The 14,577-nt window shown below is 43.5% G+C and carries 13 protein-coding genes; 1 reads left to right on the top strand and 12 read right to left on the bottom strand.

What is annotated here, in order from left to right; genetic code table 11:
• Positions 1 to 124: 124 nt before the first annotated feature.
• The 9 genes from EJP82_RS24075 to rpoE all read right to left on the bottom strand — a co-directional run bounded on the left by EJP82_RS24075 (position 125) and on the right by rpoE (position 9,534).
• Entirely contained in the window at positions 125 to 478 is a 354-nt protein-coding gene (locus tag EJP82_RS24075; RefSeq protein ID WP_127194613.1) for a carboxymuconolactone decarboxylase family protein, read from the bottom strand.
• A gap of 109 nt (positions 479 to 587) precedes the next feature.
• Positions 588 to 1,034 (bottom strand): MarR family winged helix-turn-helix transcriptional regulator, encoded by a 447-nt coding sequence (locus EJP82_RS24070; RefSeq protein WP_211350269.1) that lies wholly within the window; start codon positions 1,032 to 1,034, stop codon positions 588 to 590.
• 163 nt (positions 1,035 to 1,197) lie between these two features.
• Entirely contained in the window at positions 1,198 to 2,466 is a 1,269-nt protein-coding gene (locus EJP82_RS24065) for a radical SAM family protein (RefSeq protein ID WP_127194612.1), read from the bottom strand.
• A gap of 63 nt (positions 2,467 to 2,529) precedes the next feature.
• Positions 2,530 to 3,867: a transcription termination factor Rho gene (gene rho / locus EJP82_RS24060; protein WP_127194611.1), complete on the bottom strand. Its 1,338-nt coding sequence runs from the start codon at positions 3,865 to 3,867 to the stop codon at positions 2,530 to 2,532.
• Between the two features lie 176 nt (positions 3,868 to 4,043).
• The gene (locus EJP82_RS24055) at positions 4,044 to 5,297 is read right to left on the bottom strand and encodes a UDP-N-acetylglucosamine 1-carboxyvinyltransferase (RefSeq protein WP_127194610.1); all 1,254 of its coding nucleotides are present in this window, start codon (positions 5,295 to 5,297) and stop codon (positions 4,044 to 4,046) included.
• 200 nt (positions 5,298 to 5,497) lie between these two features.
• Positions 5,498 to 6,349 carry a class II fructose-1,6-bisphosphate aldolase gene (gene fba / locus EJP82_RS24050; RefSeq protein WP_127194609.1) on the bottom strand — a complete coding sequence of 284 codons (852 nt, stop codon included), beginning with the start codon at positions 6,347 to 6,349 and terminating at the stop codon, positions 5,498 to 5,500.
• A 199-nt stretch (positions 6,350 to 6,548) separates the two neighbouring features.
• Positions 6,549 to 6,923, bottom strand: coding sequence for a response regulator (locus tag EJP82_RS24045; RefSeq protein ID WP_127194608.1), 375 nt, complete (start codon positions 6,921 to 6,923; stop codon positions 6,549 to 6,551).
• Positions 6,924 to 7,051: 128 nt separating this feature from the next.
• The gene (locus EJP82_RS24040) at positions 7,052 to 8,653 is read right to left on the bottom strand and encodes a CTP synthase (RefSeq protein WP_127194607.1); all 1,602 of its coding nucleotides are present in this window, start codon (positions 8,651 to 8,653) and stop codon (positions 7,052 to 7,054) included.
• Positions 8,654 to 8,967: 314 nt separating this feature from the next.
• Complete coding sequence (gene rpoE, locus EJP82_RS24035) at positions 8,968 to 9,534, bottom strand: DNA-directed RNA polymerase subunit delta (RefSeq protein WP_127194606.1); 567 nt, start codon at positions 9,532 to 9,534, stop codon at positions 8,968 to 8,970.
• A gap of 483 nt (positions 9,535 to 10,017) precedes the next feature.
• Here rpoE and EJP82_RS24030 point away from each other — a divergent pair, with 483 nt between their 5' ends.
• Complete coding sequence (locus EJP82_RS24030; RefSeq protein ID WP_127194605.1) at positions 10,018 to 11,166, top strand: S8 family peptidase; 1,149 nt, start codon at positions 10,018 to 10,020, stop codon at positions 11,164 to 11,166.
• A 131-nt stretch (positions 11,167 to 11,297) separates the two neighbouring features.
• On the opposite strand, the gene argS is transcribed toward EJP82_RS24030, so the two are convergent.
• From argS to EJP82_RS24015, 3 genes are all read right to left on the bottom strand, one after another.
• The gene (gene argS, locus EJP82_RS24025; RefSeq protein WP_127194604.1) at positions 11,298 to 12,977 is read right to left on the bottom strand and encodes an arginine--tRNA ligase; all 1,680 of its coding nucleotides are present in this window, start codon (positions 12,975 to 12,977) and stop codon (positions 11,298 to 11,300) included.
• Position 12,978: 1 nt separating this feature from the next.
• The gene (locus EJP82_RS24020) at positions 12,979 to 13,401 is read right to left on the bottom strand and encodes a YwiB family protein (RefSeq protein WP_127194603.1); all 423 of its coding nucleotides are present in this window, start codon (positions 13,399 to 13,401) and stop codon (positions 12,979 to 12,981) included.
• A gap of 239 nt (positions 13,402 to 13,640) precedes the next feature.
• A complete protein-coding gene (locus tag EJP82_RS24015) occupies positions 13,641 to 14,561 on the bottom strand; it encodes a hypothetical protein (protein ID WP_127194602.1) in 921 nt (306 codons plus the stop codon).
• Positions 14,562 to 14,577: the final 16 nt, after the last annotated feature.

Here is a 14,577-nt window from a genome sequence, read left to right as displayed (position 1 = left end):
AGCTTCCTCCTAATTTTTCAAACGAATGAAATCTTCGTGATTTTATTCACAATCGGACTTAAAGTTCAAGACATTATAAATAAAATCACGAGGTTTATAACTACGCTACTCTGATGTGGCAGTGTTACTTGAAATCCCCTTCAAATTCATCGATCGACTTTTTCAGTAAAGTAACGCTATATGCCATAGTCGGTCCGCCACCAAATGCCACTGCTACCATAGCGGATTCAAGAATCTCTTCGCGTGTTGCGCCTGCCTCAAGTGCTTTGTATACGTGGAAAACAATGCAATATTCACAACGGCTAAACCCTGCTACAGCAACACTAATCAATTCTTTTGTTTTAACATCTAGTTTGCCGGGTTCATATGACGCTCCTAGCAATCCCATAAATGCCTCTACATTCGCACCGTTGGTTTTACCTAGATCAGTTAAGCCGCCCAAAAAATCATTTAGCAATTCTCTTGGATTTGAAGACATTTAAAAACCTCCTATAATTTTATTGCAATACTAATGGTTAGTATAGCAAGTATATAGAATGGCGTCAATTTTTGGCAGAATTCGACATAATAAAAAAGCATATCCACTGCTACTCTAGTGGGTATGCTTCTACATTTGTAACCATTTTTGATAACACCCTTAATAAGGTTTGCATCTCTTCCTCTGTTATATCTTTGGAAACAAGATCATTAAACTTCTGTCCCTCAGGTAGCAACTCTTGTCTATATTGCATCCCTTTATCTGTTAAAATAAGCTTTATAATTCTCCGATCTTGTTTACTTCTTTCACGGATGACCAGCTGCTCCCTCTCCATACGATCGATCAGTCTGGCAGCAGAAGATTCTTTAATATGCATCTTATCGGCTAATTCTTTTTGATTTATTTCACTCTGTAAACCTAAATAATATAGGGCTATCCATTGAACCCGAGTAATTCCCTTCTTATTTAATAATTGTTCAAAGGTGCCTGTAATCAATTTCGAAGAATTACTAGTTATATAAGCAACACAAGTATCTATATTAAATATCAGAAACACCCACCTTTATAATCCGATACTGCAGTGCACCGGATCTCCTACTTATTAGCAAATAATTATACCAAAGCCTTACTCATAATTCTACTGACTTCATAAGTAACCAAGAGCCCTCACTCCTTATATTCTCGGAATGAGGGCTCTTCTATGCAAAGTTTAGATCGGATTACTGACGCTTCTTTATACGTTGTAGCTCCGTTGGGGGAACATGTGTGTAGGAACCAATTACTACGTCTGGTAATTCCTCTTGGAAGATTTCGATAGCTTGCTTCATTCCAAGTATTTCACCCTTCGCCTTTGGAATAAGTTCCAAATAGCTTTCAGGGTCGATGTTCAGGTTGCGAAGCTGAATAAATCGAAGCTTGGAGCGCTTGGCAAACTCGATCATCGCTTCCAATTCCTCTTCGCGGTCCGTTACACCCGGAAAAATCAAATAATTGATTGAAGTGTATACACCCTGCTCATATGCGTAACGAAGTGACTTCTCTACGTTAGCTAATGTATATCCACGTGGTTTGTAATAAGCATTATAGTGGTCATCTAGGGCACTAATCGTGCTGACCCGCATCAAATCAAGGCCGGCATCGACGATTCCCCGAATATGATCACTAAGTCCAGCATTCGTATTAATATTGATGTAGCCCATATCTGTCACTTTCCGCACTTCACGGATCGATTCGATAATAATCTTGGCCTGGGTGGAAGGTTCCCCTTCGCATCCTTGTCCAAAACTGATGATCGACTCTGGTGTCTTCAGATGTTCCAACATGATTTCAACCAGTTCATCCACGCGTGGTCGGAAATTCATCCGGGTCTGTGGTGCTACAAAACCGCTATCATCAGGTTGCTCTGAAATACAACCGAAACAACCCGCATTACATGAATAAGATACCGGGACTGCGCCTTCCCATCGGTTCAAGAATGTATTTGAGGCCGTCAAGCACTCATATTCCAATGCGCAGTTAGATAAATGATCATACAACCGATTCTCCGGATAACGAGACTTTAAGACTTTTACCTGTTCTTTTAGTTCCAATGGATCGCAATTCAGCGGGTTCCACTTCTCGGGATCATCGGATAGCCGGGCAGTCACATAGAAATTGCCGTCTTTCCATACAACAGCCGAATAACCAAATAGCGGTAGCTTATAGTCTTTATCCGTCTTCACATATCCAGGAAGGCAAAGCCGAGTAAACCCTTGCGGAAGCAATGCTCCCACAGCTTGTACCTTACCAGGGAGTGCCATCATTTCGCCAGTCTCAGGGTCCATACCAATTGGACGCGTGCTCGGCAAACCGACTAAAGTTGCCCCGTCCGGTAACGGAATTAACTCATCTTCCATAATTTCAACAATCATATCCGCGCTACGAGCTAATCCAAATAGCGTGGGATGATCAAATACTTGTCCTCGTTCATCTGCATATACTAAATACATGTTGTTCTCCTCTTCGCTTAACCTTCATGCGTCCTACACCAGCAGGGAAATCAGGCGTGATTGTTAAGACCCAGACCCAGATCCGGATCCAGATCCTGGTGATGGTGCAGTACGTACAGAGCGACGTGCTCCGCCACTACTTCCAGATGGTGCGCTTCCTGCTGCGTCGAACGAAGCTAGGAACTCCGTATTTGTCTTGCTGTTTCGCAGCTTTTTCAGAAAACCTTCCACAAAATCGTAAGAATCATTCATATTTTTACGGATCGACCAAATCGTATCCAATTCTTCCTTCTTCAGCAACACTTCTTCACGGCGAGTACCGGAGCGACGAATATCGATAGCCGGAAAAATCCGACGTTCCGCCAGCTTGCGGTCCAAGTGAAGTTCCATATTTCCTGTTCCTTTAAACTCTTCATAAATGATATCATCCATACGCGAACCCGTATCTACTAGTGCGGTAGCCAGAATAGTTAGACTTCCGCCTTCCTCTACGTTACGAGCTGAGCCAAAGAACCGCTTTGGACGATGAAATGCTGCAGGATCAATCCCCCCGCTAAGAGTCCGGCCCGAAGGTGGTACAACAAGGTTATATGCCCGTGCAAGACGAGTAATGCTGTCCATTAAAATAACAACATCCTTCTTGTGTTCCACTAAGCGAATAGCGCGCTGTAATACAAGTTCGGCTACTTTAATATGATTCTCTGGAAGTTCATCGAATGTAGAAGCAACCACTTCACCTTTAACCGAACGCTGCATATCTGTTACTTCTTCCGGACGCTCATCGATTAACAATACGAATAACTCGATTTCGGGATGATTAGTGGAAATGCTGTGGGCAATTTCTTTCAGAAGCAGCGTCTTCCCTGCCTTAGGCGGAGCTACGATCAATCCACGCTGTCCGAGTCCGACTGGGGCGAGTACATCCATAATGCGGGTAGATAAATGATTAGGGGATGTTTCAAGCACGAGCTTAGTCTGTGGGTAAAGCGGAGTTAATGCTGGGAAGTGTAGGCGTTCAGCAGCCACTGCGGGGTTCTCCCCGTTAACCGCATTTACCTGAAGAAGGCCGAAATACCGTTCGTTCTCCTTTGGCGTTCTGCATTTACCAGAGACTAAATCTCCTGTTCTCAGGTCAAACTTCCGTATTTGCGAAGCGGAAATATAAATGTCCTCTGCACTTGGCAAATAATTTATAGGTCGTAAAAATCCATAACCCTCAGGTAATATTTCAAGTACGCCTTCCATAAACATAAGTCCACTTTGTTCTGCTTGCGCTCTTAAAATAGCAAAAATCAATTCTTTCTTTTTCAACTGTCCGTAGTATGGAATCTGATACTGTTTCGCAAGCTTATACAGCTCGGTCAGTTTCATTCCTTCCAAATCGGCAATTTGCAGATCCATGTAAAAACCACCTATTCAATTTTTTCATATAAACTCAACTATATAGATTGAACTAAAGTTTGTACTGACAGAATTCATAATAGCTTAGTATACATAGATGATGAGTGCCATTGTCTTTAGTTCAATTCTATCTAGCATATCCAATTATGTGGTAAATTATGACATTAGGCAAGAGACTACTCTTCTTCTCGCCACACGTCCGCACCCAAAGCGCGCAAATTAGTTACTAGATTGTCGTATCCACGGTCAATTAGTTCTACCCCAGACACTTCAGTAACGCCGTCATCCACGGTCAATCCTGCAATGACAAGCGCAGCCCCTGCACGAAGATCAGCCGCTCTAACCTTAGCCGCATTTAATTTGCCACCTTCAATAATAGCAGAACGCCCTTCAACACGAATCTTTGCACCCATTCGTACTAGTTCAGGCACATGTTTGAAACGATTACTATAAACAAAGTCGCTTAATACGCTAACACCCTCAGCCTGAGTCAAAAGACTAGTCATTGGTGATTGCACGTCGGTTGGAAAGCCTGGATAAATCAATGCTTTCACATCCACATGATCGTATCTTGGAGCACCCATAACACGTATGGATTCATCCAATTCTTCTACTCCAACACCCATTTCAATCAATTTGGCGGTAAGCGCCTCTAAATGCTTCGGAATGACGCCGTCTATCAATACATCGCCGCGCGTCGCCGCCGCTGCAATCATATACGTTCCAGCTTGGATCCGATCCGGAATAATGGAATGACGACAGCCTTTCAGCTCAGACACGCCCTCAATCCTAATCGTTTCCGTTCCAGCGCCTTTAATAATTGCGCCCATAGAATTCAACAGTGTTGCAACATCTATAATCTCAGGCTCTTTAGCCGCATTTTCGATAATTGTAGATCCTTTGGCTCGAGTTGCAGCCAACATGATGTTAATTGTTGCTCCTACGCTGCTAACATCCATGTAGATTTTAGCGCCACGTAGTTCTTTTGCATGCAAATGAATAGCACCGTGCTCGTTCGTCACGGTAGCACCAAGTGCTTCAAACCCTTTAATATGTTGATCAATCGGACGAGGTTCGAAATTACAACCTCCTGGCAATCCGATGGTTGCCTCTTTAAAACGTCCTAACATAGCGCCCATCATGTAATATGAAGCACGCAGTTTCTTTACAGGCCCATTGGCCATGGGAATAGATCTAATATCGGAAGGATCAATTTTCATATAACTACCTTCCCAAAATACGCGCGCACCCAATTCTTCCAGAATTTCTGCATAGACTGCGACATCGCTTAGAAGCGGTAAATTATCAAGTACAACTTCTGATTCTGCTAAGATTGCAGCCGGAATCAATGCAATTGCACTGTTCTTGGCACCACTGATCGATACTGTACCGCGCAGCGGGCGTCCGCCGCTGATCATTAGTTTTTCCATAAGCTAAAGGGTCCCCCTACGTATTTTGCAGTCGGTAAACGACATGATTTTCCTTCATTTTTGGCAATGAAAATGGAAAGACACCGGCTATGCGGTGCGCTCTCCATATCTGCCTATTCAACTACTTGCCTGACAAACGGGTAGAGCACGGGCAAACTTACACTCCGTGTTCTAGTCAGCAGGCACAGAAGAGAAGTTTATTATGCTTTGTTACTGGATCCAAACTCACGCATTTTACCAGCAACTGTTTTTTGGATTTCTTCACGACCTGGTTTGATAAAGGTACGTGGATCGTAAGCATTTGGTTGTGCCGCAAGTACTTCACGAACAACTTTCGCGAATACGATTTGGTTCTCAGTGTTTACGTTGATTTTGGAAGTACCCAAGGAGATTGATTTCTTGATGTCGTGTTCAGGAATACCTGTTCCGCCATGAAGTACCAATGGAAGTTTGATCGCGTTGCAGATTTCTTCCATTTCTTTGAATCCAAGGTTAGGCTCACCATGGTAAGGTCCGTGTACAGAACCAAGAGCTGGAGCTAGAGTATCGATACCAGCTTCTGTGATTTTGATGCAGTCTTCAAGTTTAGCATACATGATTCCGCCGATAACGTCGTCTTCTTGTCCGCCTACTGTACCAACTTCAGCTTCTACAGAAACGCCTTTTGCATGTGCATATTCAACGACTTTTTTAGTCATTTCAACGTTTTCTTCGATTGGGTGATGTGAACCATCGATCATTACAGAAGTAAATCCTGCATCGATAGCTTCTTTACATTTCTCGAAGCTTGAACCATGGTCAAGATGGATAGCGACAGGAACAGTAATCTTCATGTCGTGAATGAGACCTTCTACCATTTTAACAATTGTAGTGAAACCGCTCATGTAGCGTGCTGCACCTTCAGATACACCAAGAATAACTGGTGATTTTTCTTCTTCAGCGGCAGCAAGAATTGCTTGCGTCCACTCAAGGTTATTGATGTTAAATTGACCTACTGCATATTTGCCTTCAAGTGCCTTGTTCAACATGTCTTTCATCGATACTAATGGCATAATTTCAATCCTCCTAAGGGTGTTGGTTTTATCCATATCTTTAGCCGACATTCACACTAAGACATTATATCACAATAGGCCAAAAATACTAAACAAGCTTTCAATTGTGTTTGTGAACATCTTTTATAATTTATCTATGCAATGAATCTTATACTTTTGCACAAAAAAAAAGGACCCCGTTGTTAGGGTCCTTTCCACTCTATAGGGATCCGCTTCTTAACTGCTCGTGGACCGCGATGCGTATTTCATCAATATCAAATGGCTTGGTGAAATGCATCAGCGCACCCAGATCAGTAGCTTGCTTAATAATATTAAGCTCGCCATAGGCGGTCATCATGATGACTTTAATCTCAGGATTGGCTTCCTTGATGTGTCGCAGTATTTCTAGTCCATCCATGCCCGGAATTTTCATGTCGAGCAGTACCAAGTCCGGGGCGTCGCTCTGGACGATTTCCAAAGCAATTTTGCCATTGGGAGCTTGGAATGTCTTGTAACCCTCACTACTGAATACTTCCATCAACAAAATTCGAATACCGTTCTGATCATCAACAATCAATATCTTCTTCTCTTCCAACGAGAACCCCCCTAAGAGTTAACTCTTACCAAACAACTAATTCGCCTCTAATTAGGAAATACCTTCTTTTGGAAAAAAGGGGTTGATATATGTTTGAAGTTACTGTGAAGATTCACAGAGAAATGAACTTATGACAAGTGAGTAATTGCCGCTTTAACAAACTCGCGGAAAAGTGGCTGCGGACGGTTCGGACGGGAAGTGAATTCCGGATGGAATTGTACCGCCAAGAACCAAGGATGATTCGGCAATTCAACGATTTCGACAAGTCGTCCATCTGGTGAAGTACCGGAAATCCGCAGACCTGCTGCTTCAATTGCTTCACGGTAGGTGTTATTAAACTCATAACGATGACGATGTCTCTCGTATACAAGTTCATCGTCGTAGCACTGCATAGCAAGTGAATCCGGAGTAAGCTTACATGGATACAGACCAAGACGCATCGTACCACCCAAGTCTTCAATATCCTTCTGCTCTGGAAGCAAATCGATGACCGGATACTCAGTTGACGGATTGATTTCGGAGCTATTAGCACCCGGAAGACCAGCCAACGAACGTGCGTATTCAATAACAGCCACTTGCATGCCTAAGCAAATACCGAAGAATGGAATGTTCTTTTCGCGTGCATAACGGATCGTTGAGATTTTACCCTCGATACCGCGGTCACCAAACCCACCTGGCACGAGAATCCCACCGATACCACCTAAATGTTCCTCAACGTTCTCATCAGTTATATCTTCCGCATTGACCCAACGAATTTTCACATCGGCATTAGCATCAAATCCAGCATGAGATAACGATTCAACTACACTTAGATAAGCATCGTGTAATGCTACATATTTTCCTACGATAGCAATTTCAACTGTTTTCTCAAGCTTGTTGATTCGCTCTACAAGATTCTCCCATTCGCTCATATCCGCTGGAGGAGTTGTCAATTTCAAATGATTGACGGCAATCTCATCGAGACCTTCTTCACGCAAGTTAAGTGGTACTTGATACAATGTATCCGCATCACGGCATTCTACTACCGCACTAGCATCTATATCACAGAATAGTGCGATCTTAGCCTTCATATCATCGGATAGTTCATGCTCAGTCCGGCATACGATAACATTTGGTTGGATACCGATACTACGCAGTTCTTTAACACTGTGCTGAGTTGGTTTCGTCTTCACTTCACCAGCAGCTTTGATATATGGAATAAGGGTAACATGGATGTACATAACGTTCTCACGACCAATGTCACTCTTGATTTGGCGAATGGCTTCAAGAAATGGCAAACTTTCAATATCTCCGACGGTGCCCCCGATTTCGGTAATGACCACATCAGAACCGGCTTCACGTCCGGCACGATATACACGTTCTTTAATTTCGTTCGTAATATGCGGAATAACCTGTACTGTTCCACCCAGGTATTCCCCGCGACGCTCTTTACCAATTACTGAAGAATAAATTTTACCTGTTGTTACATTGTTGTTCTTCGAAAGGTTGATGTCGATAAACCGTTCATAGTGACCCAAATCAAGATCCGTTTCTGCACCATCATCGGTTACGAACACTTCCCCATGCTGATACGGACTCATTGTGCCCGGATCGACATTCAAGTAGGGATCAAATTTTTGGATTGTTACCTTTAAACCCCTGTTCTTCAGCAGTCTTCCCAGCGATGCGGCCGTAATCCCCTTCCCGAGCGAGGAAACGACTCCGCCTGTTACGAAAATATATTTTGCCACCGTCAAAAAACCTCCTATATATAGTACGTGCTCAAAACTACCTCAGTAGTAAACCTGATATGCGGGTGACCCAAGAGTCATTAGCGTAACCCATTTTCTATAAATCCATAGCTAAATGGGCAATAAAAAAACAAAAAAGTGACACCCGAATAGGATCGGGGCACTTTTATAAGAAATCATATTTATTGGATTGATTCATAAGCCCATGCAATAGTTTACCCGTTACCTCAGCCTCTGTCAAGTGAATAAGGGTGGGTATTCAGGATACCTTGATGTGGCAAATTTATTGTGTAATCAACGATACGAAATCTATTTTACTTATCTTCTTCGCTATCGTCCAAATCATCTTCGGAATCTTCTTCATCTGCAAGTTCGTCTTCATCCTCATCCAAATCTGCATCCTCTAGAAGAGCCTCATCTTCCACTTCTTCTACTTCTTCAACATCTTCCTCGTCTTCATCCGCAAACAACTCATCTTGATCGTCATCGACCTTATCAAAGCCGTCTCCATCCGGAGTAAAGGATTCTTCTTCTGCAAAGTCATCATCTTCAAGATCGTCATCGTCGTCGTTAATAATACGTGGACGTTTGGCGTTACCAACTGGATCTTCAGACTTCTCAACTGGATACCAGCGTTTCAGGCCCCACAAGTTGGTGCCAACACAAGCAAAACGGCCATCAATATTGATCTCCGTATATAATTGCGCAATCGCTTCACTAGACTCTTGCTCCGACATACCACGAACCTTAGCAACCTCTTTCATAAGGTCACGATAGTAATAAGGTGTATTTGCTACTTTTAAAATCATAAAAGCCAAATCGACCATCGGAATCTCAAAAACTTTCTCCGGATCAATTTTCAAATTAATTGAAGTACTCACCTGGCGGACACTTCCTCTCACGCAATGTTCATTTAAAATTCAAATTAAAACGTAAAACCAATCATTAAAATTGATTCCTTCACTAACATATCCATATCACACATTAGTAAACCCTATTTGGAACTAAATTGCAAGTTTAAAAAAAGTCGCAAGTTTATAATAATCCTCGATCCCTGATTAGGGTGACCTACACAAGAAAAAGACGGGAACAGAGCGTTCACCGTCTCCTGACTGTATCCTCTCCAAAAGGAAGCTATAGAGCAACCCCCCGAAGGTTAGTGAAAGCCTTATTATGGCTCTCACTCCATCCTATGTCCAGATTCTAACTTTGACACGCACATCCAAGCTTATCTTTAGAAATTTATGTAATTTGCATAGACCATACCCCTTAGCCCATTTCCTATAAACAGGGCCCCTTCCCCACTCAGCGATTAGAACATCATCATAATATACTGCAACACTTCGTCAGGAGGGGCTACCATAATGGACTACTCCGTATTCCTACAATATTTAAATGGCCACATAAACACCTCCGGAACCAGCGGGCGATATATTATCCGCTTTCCCCATCCGGCACAATACAACGAATGTCTACGCCAACTACACAGACTTAGACGGAAGCTCCCAGCATTAAAGCGAGTCCGCACCTCTTCCTTGCTTCGGGCCTTCCTATGTCCACTAGGCTTACCGGACAAAGTTACCCGCAATCGATTCGGTGTATTAGTGGAGGAGGATTCTATCGTTAGTGTCCACTCCGCCTCCCCAGGTAAGGAACGTAGTGCAGAAATTCCTTGGGGTGTCAGACGTATCGATGCTCCGGAGGCCTGGTCTCTCTCGACAGGAAGTCAAATCCGGATCGGCGTTATTGACACTGGGGTGGACTATTCACACCCCGACCTTCGCTATTCACTTGCACGGGGAATTAATTTATTAAATCGCGTTAGCCTACCTCACGACGATAACGGACACGGTACTCATATCTCTGGCACGATCGCCGCATCTGGAGGTTCGCAGGGCATCATCGGTGTTGCCCCCCGTTCTTTGATTTATCCCGTAAAAGCTTTTGATCATAATGGCTCTGCCTACGTCTCTGATATTATCCTTGGTATCGACTGGTGTGTCAGGAACCATATGCATATCGTCAATATGAGTTTTGGTATGAAGAACAAAAGTGTATCTCTACAGAATATTATACGTAAAGCTCATGAGGCAGGTATTATCGTAGTCGCCTCCTCAGGCAATGATAAGAAAAGCCGTAGCGTAGATTACCCCGCCCGCTATTCTCAGACTATCTCCGTTGGAGCCACAGGTAAAAATGGTCGTATTGCTCCATTTAGTAACCACGGATCCTATATCGACATCTACGCTCCCGGAGAAAAGATCTATTCTTGCTGGCTCGGAGGCGGGCATCGCGAAATGAGCGGCACATCCATGGCGACTTCCCATGTCAGCGGAGCTATCGCCCTATTACTATCCCTGCGCCCCGGTATGACTCCAGACCAAGTCAAGCGGCGGATCCGCCGTAATGCCCGCGCGCTCCCCGCTAACAGTCCCTTAGCCAAAGCCGGCACAGGGGAAGCCCATGCATCACGTCTGCTGCGCGGCAAAACTAAAAAACTCACTTCATCCTAGCCTAGACCGTCACGACGATGATATGGGCGATAATCACCACTTCCACAAACACAAAAATCGCCCTCCACCCATAATAGGGAAAGGGCGATCCATTCTAATTGACTTAGAATGCCGTAGCCAAATAAGGAATATTACATCCGTTCTGGCGCAGACACTCCGATCAATGTGAGAACATTAGCCAAGGTCGTACGAACGGCCCCGAGTAGAGCCAAACGTGCAACCGTCTGCTCACTATCTTCAGTAATTACACGCTCCGCCTTGTAATAACTGTGGAACAGTGAAGCAAGTTCATATACATAACGAACGAGTCGATGCGGTGCAAAGTTCTCCGCTGTCGTTCTGATTTCTTCCGGTAGTTCACCAATCTTCCGCAACAGGTCATACTCATGCTCTGCTGTCAGTTTGTTTAAATTAATGGACTCCAAAGATGGGATTACAATGCCTTGCTCCTCCGCCTGACGATACACGCTACAAATCCGGGCATACGCATATTGAACATAAAAAACAGGGTTCTCATTAGATGTGGAGATAGCCAAGTCCATATCGAAATCAAGATGCGAATCCATACTACGCATCGTGAAGAAATAACGAATAGCATCTACTCCAACCTCATCCATCAAATCAACCATAGTTACAGCTTTACCTGTCCGTTTGGACATTTTAACCTTCTCACCATCTTGGAACAGACTGACCATTTGCGCTATAAGCACGGTAAGCTTTTCTGGATCATTGCCGATTGCTTCCATAGCTGCTTTCACCCGAGGGATATATCCATGATGGTCAGCGCCCCAGATGTTGATCATACGATCAAAACCACGGTCATATTTATTCCGATGGTAGGCGATGTCTGGAGTCAGATAAGTATAGGTACCGTCGTTCTTAACGAGTACACGATCCTTATCATCACCATAATCTGTCGTACGCAACCAAGTGGCTCCATCCAATTCAAAGGTTTGCCCTTTAGCCCGTAGTTCTTGAAGCGAGTTCTCCACCTGTCCATCCTCATACATAGACGATTCACTAAACCAGACATCAAAACCAACCCGAAAACGTCCCAAATCCCGCTTAATCTTCTCAAGTTCCTTCTCTAGACCATATTTACGAAGGAATGCTTCACGTTCCTCTGGTGTTAAGGACAGTAATTCTTCACCCTTCTCAGCAACCAGTTCTCTAGCGAAACCCTTGATGTCTTCACCATGATAGCCGTCTTCCGGCATTTCTGTATCCATTCCAAGCTCTTGCTTGTAACGCGCTTCTATCGACTTACACAGATTAACTACCTGATTACCAGCATCATTAATGTAATATTCACGAGTAACATCATAACCAGCGAAATCTAATACGTTACAGAGGGCATCACCAACCGCTGCACCGCGGGCATGTCCTAAATGTAAACTCCCCGTAGGATTAGCACTAACAAATTCCATTTGCATCTTTTTACCTTGTCCATCATTTACCCGGCCATAATCTTTACCTTGAGAATAGACCTGTTCGATCACAGGATACAAGTAACTCTTGCTCACCGTAAAATTGATAAACCCAGGGCCAGCGATTTCCGCCTTTTCAATACCCGCCTTCTCGTAATCAAGATGACTAACAATGGCTTCAGCAATTTGGCGTGGGTTCTTCTTCGCAATCCGGGTCAACTGCATCGCCGCATTGGTAGCTAGATCGCCATGTGCCTTCTCTTTCGGTATTTCCATAGCCATAGCTGGAATCTCTTCTTCAGTCGCTAGTCCAGCAGCTGTAATGGCTTCAATAATGGCTTGCTTCACCTTCTGGTTCATTTGTTCTAATGGATTGAGTGTCATATCAAACTTCCTCCTGTATATTTAAGCTGATAACAAAATGTCCTGATAACTCTTCATAAGCGTACAAATCGTACTCCCAGAACACAGTGCCAAATGCGCCTTCTAGATTGATCTCCAGTCTACTGGTGTCCGTAGATAGATTAAACTTCGTAAACGGGGAATGGTAAAACCCCGGCAGCCGTTGTCCCGCTTTGAATGCCTGTTGCGATTCAACTTCACCATGCCGCATAATCTTCAGCTCATTACTCGATATTTTGATCATCGTTCGTGTTATTCCACCTGTTGGCCCTTTGTCCGGCTCCTCATACTTCACATATAAGATGCCTTCTCCGCCGGCAACGACTTCGCCCCGTATCTCCTGAACACTCTTATCCTCGCCCTGAGTACTCGTGAGCACAATACGAACTTCCTTCTTGTCTGGCATGTCCAAAATCTCCATTCTATATCCTGTGTATCTAAATACTTCTTAGATTCACGTAGTCAAAAGACAATTTTAGAGCACCTTCTATATATTACATCAAAGTTTTCTTCTTGTACTACTATATCCAGTTCAACACATCAATTCAATATGATCCGTCCAATAGATGACTTGGAATGGGTTGATTATTGCATGAATTACAAAACGCCACCCCTATGAGCTGAGCAGCGCTTGTGGACTAACTTCTATAACGGCTGGCTTATTACAATATATTTTACCTTATTATCGTTGTAGTATAGATGGAATTTATAGTAATCTCCCACTTTATAACTCCATCTACTGACTAATTTCAAGGCTTCAGGGCCAAGTTTAGTCATGACCTGGTCTAACGTGATTCCAACCTTAACATCATCCTGTGTAGCATAAGAGTCATTAGTGAATATAATCTGGCGGTTCAACATAAGAATCCCATTACTAAATTTCCGTGCTTCTTTAACCTCACCAGTACCATCATCATAGTATGGGATCTTCCAGATCACTTCTGCATCCTGGAGTTTTGTTTCCCATCCATTAAAATCTAGGCCGCCCATTTCAGTCTGTTCTGCATTTAAGGGCATAGGGTCGATGCTACCAGCACTCTCTTGTTCTACCCTAGCGTTCTCCAGGAATATATCTAGCACAGCTAATTCGGAGTCTTCCCTAAGCAAACCTTGCATTAACAGCAGCACTTGGTCATCAGCGTAATAAGATACTCCCTCTACTTCAAACGTATTGTTACTCAAGTTATAAGGCAAATCATATTCATGATCCTGCAAAATGAAGTGCAACATTGCCTTCTCATCGTCAGCTTGCGGACCTTGTTCAGCTCTTGCCACAGTCGTATCCGTCCATCTTAACGATTGCAATAGAACAAATAGTCGATTGTCTGGAATATCCTTCTGCATACCGCCAAGTTCTACTGAGATAGCTTTTACGTCTTCTTCCTGAAAATCAAGCATTTCAAACAGATAAGGTAACACGACACTCGGACTCGGTTCTGAATTCACTGGAATATTCTTGTCCTCTTCCTTCTCAAGCTCAATAGTGGAATCACCACCCGTGGTAGTAGCGATGGAACGATTTGAAGGAGCTTTATAATATATCGCCATCACCACTACAATTGCCAAAACAATAATTACACCG

This window comes from Paenibacillus anaericanus, assembly GCF_003994475.1.
Classification (GTDB): Bacteria; Bacillota; Bacilli; order Paenibacillales; family Paenibacillaceae; genus Fontibacillus; species Fontibacillus anaericanus.
The sequence above is the reverse complement of the archived record's forward strand: the minus strand, read 5'-3'. Positions and strand labels throughout refer to the sequence as shown.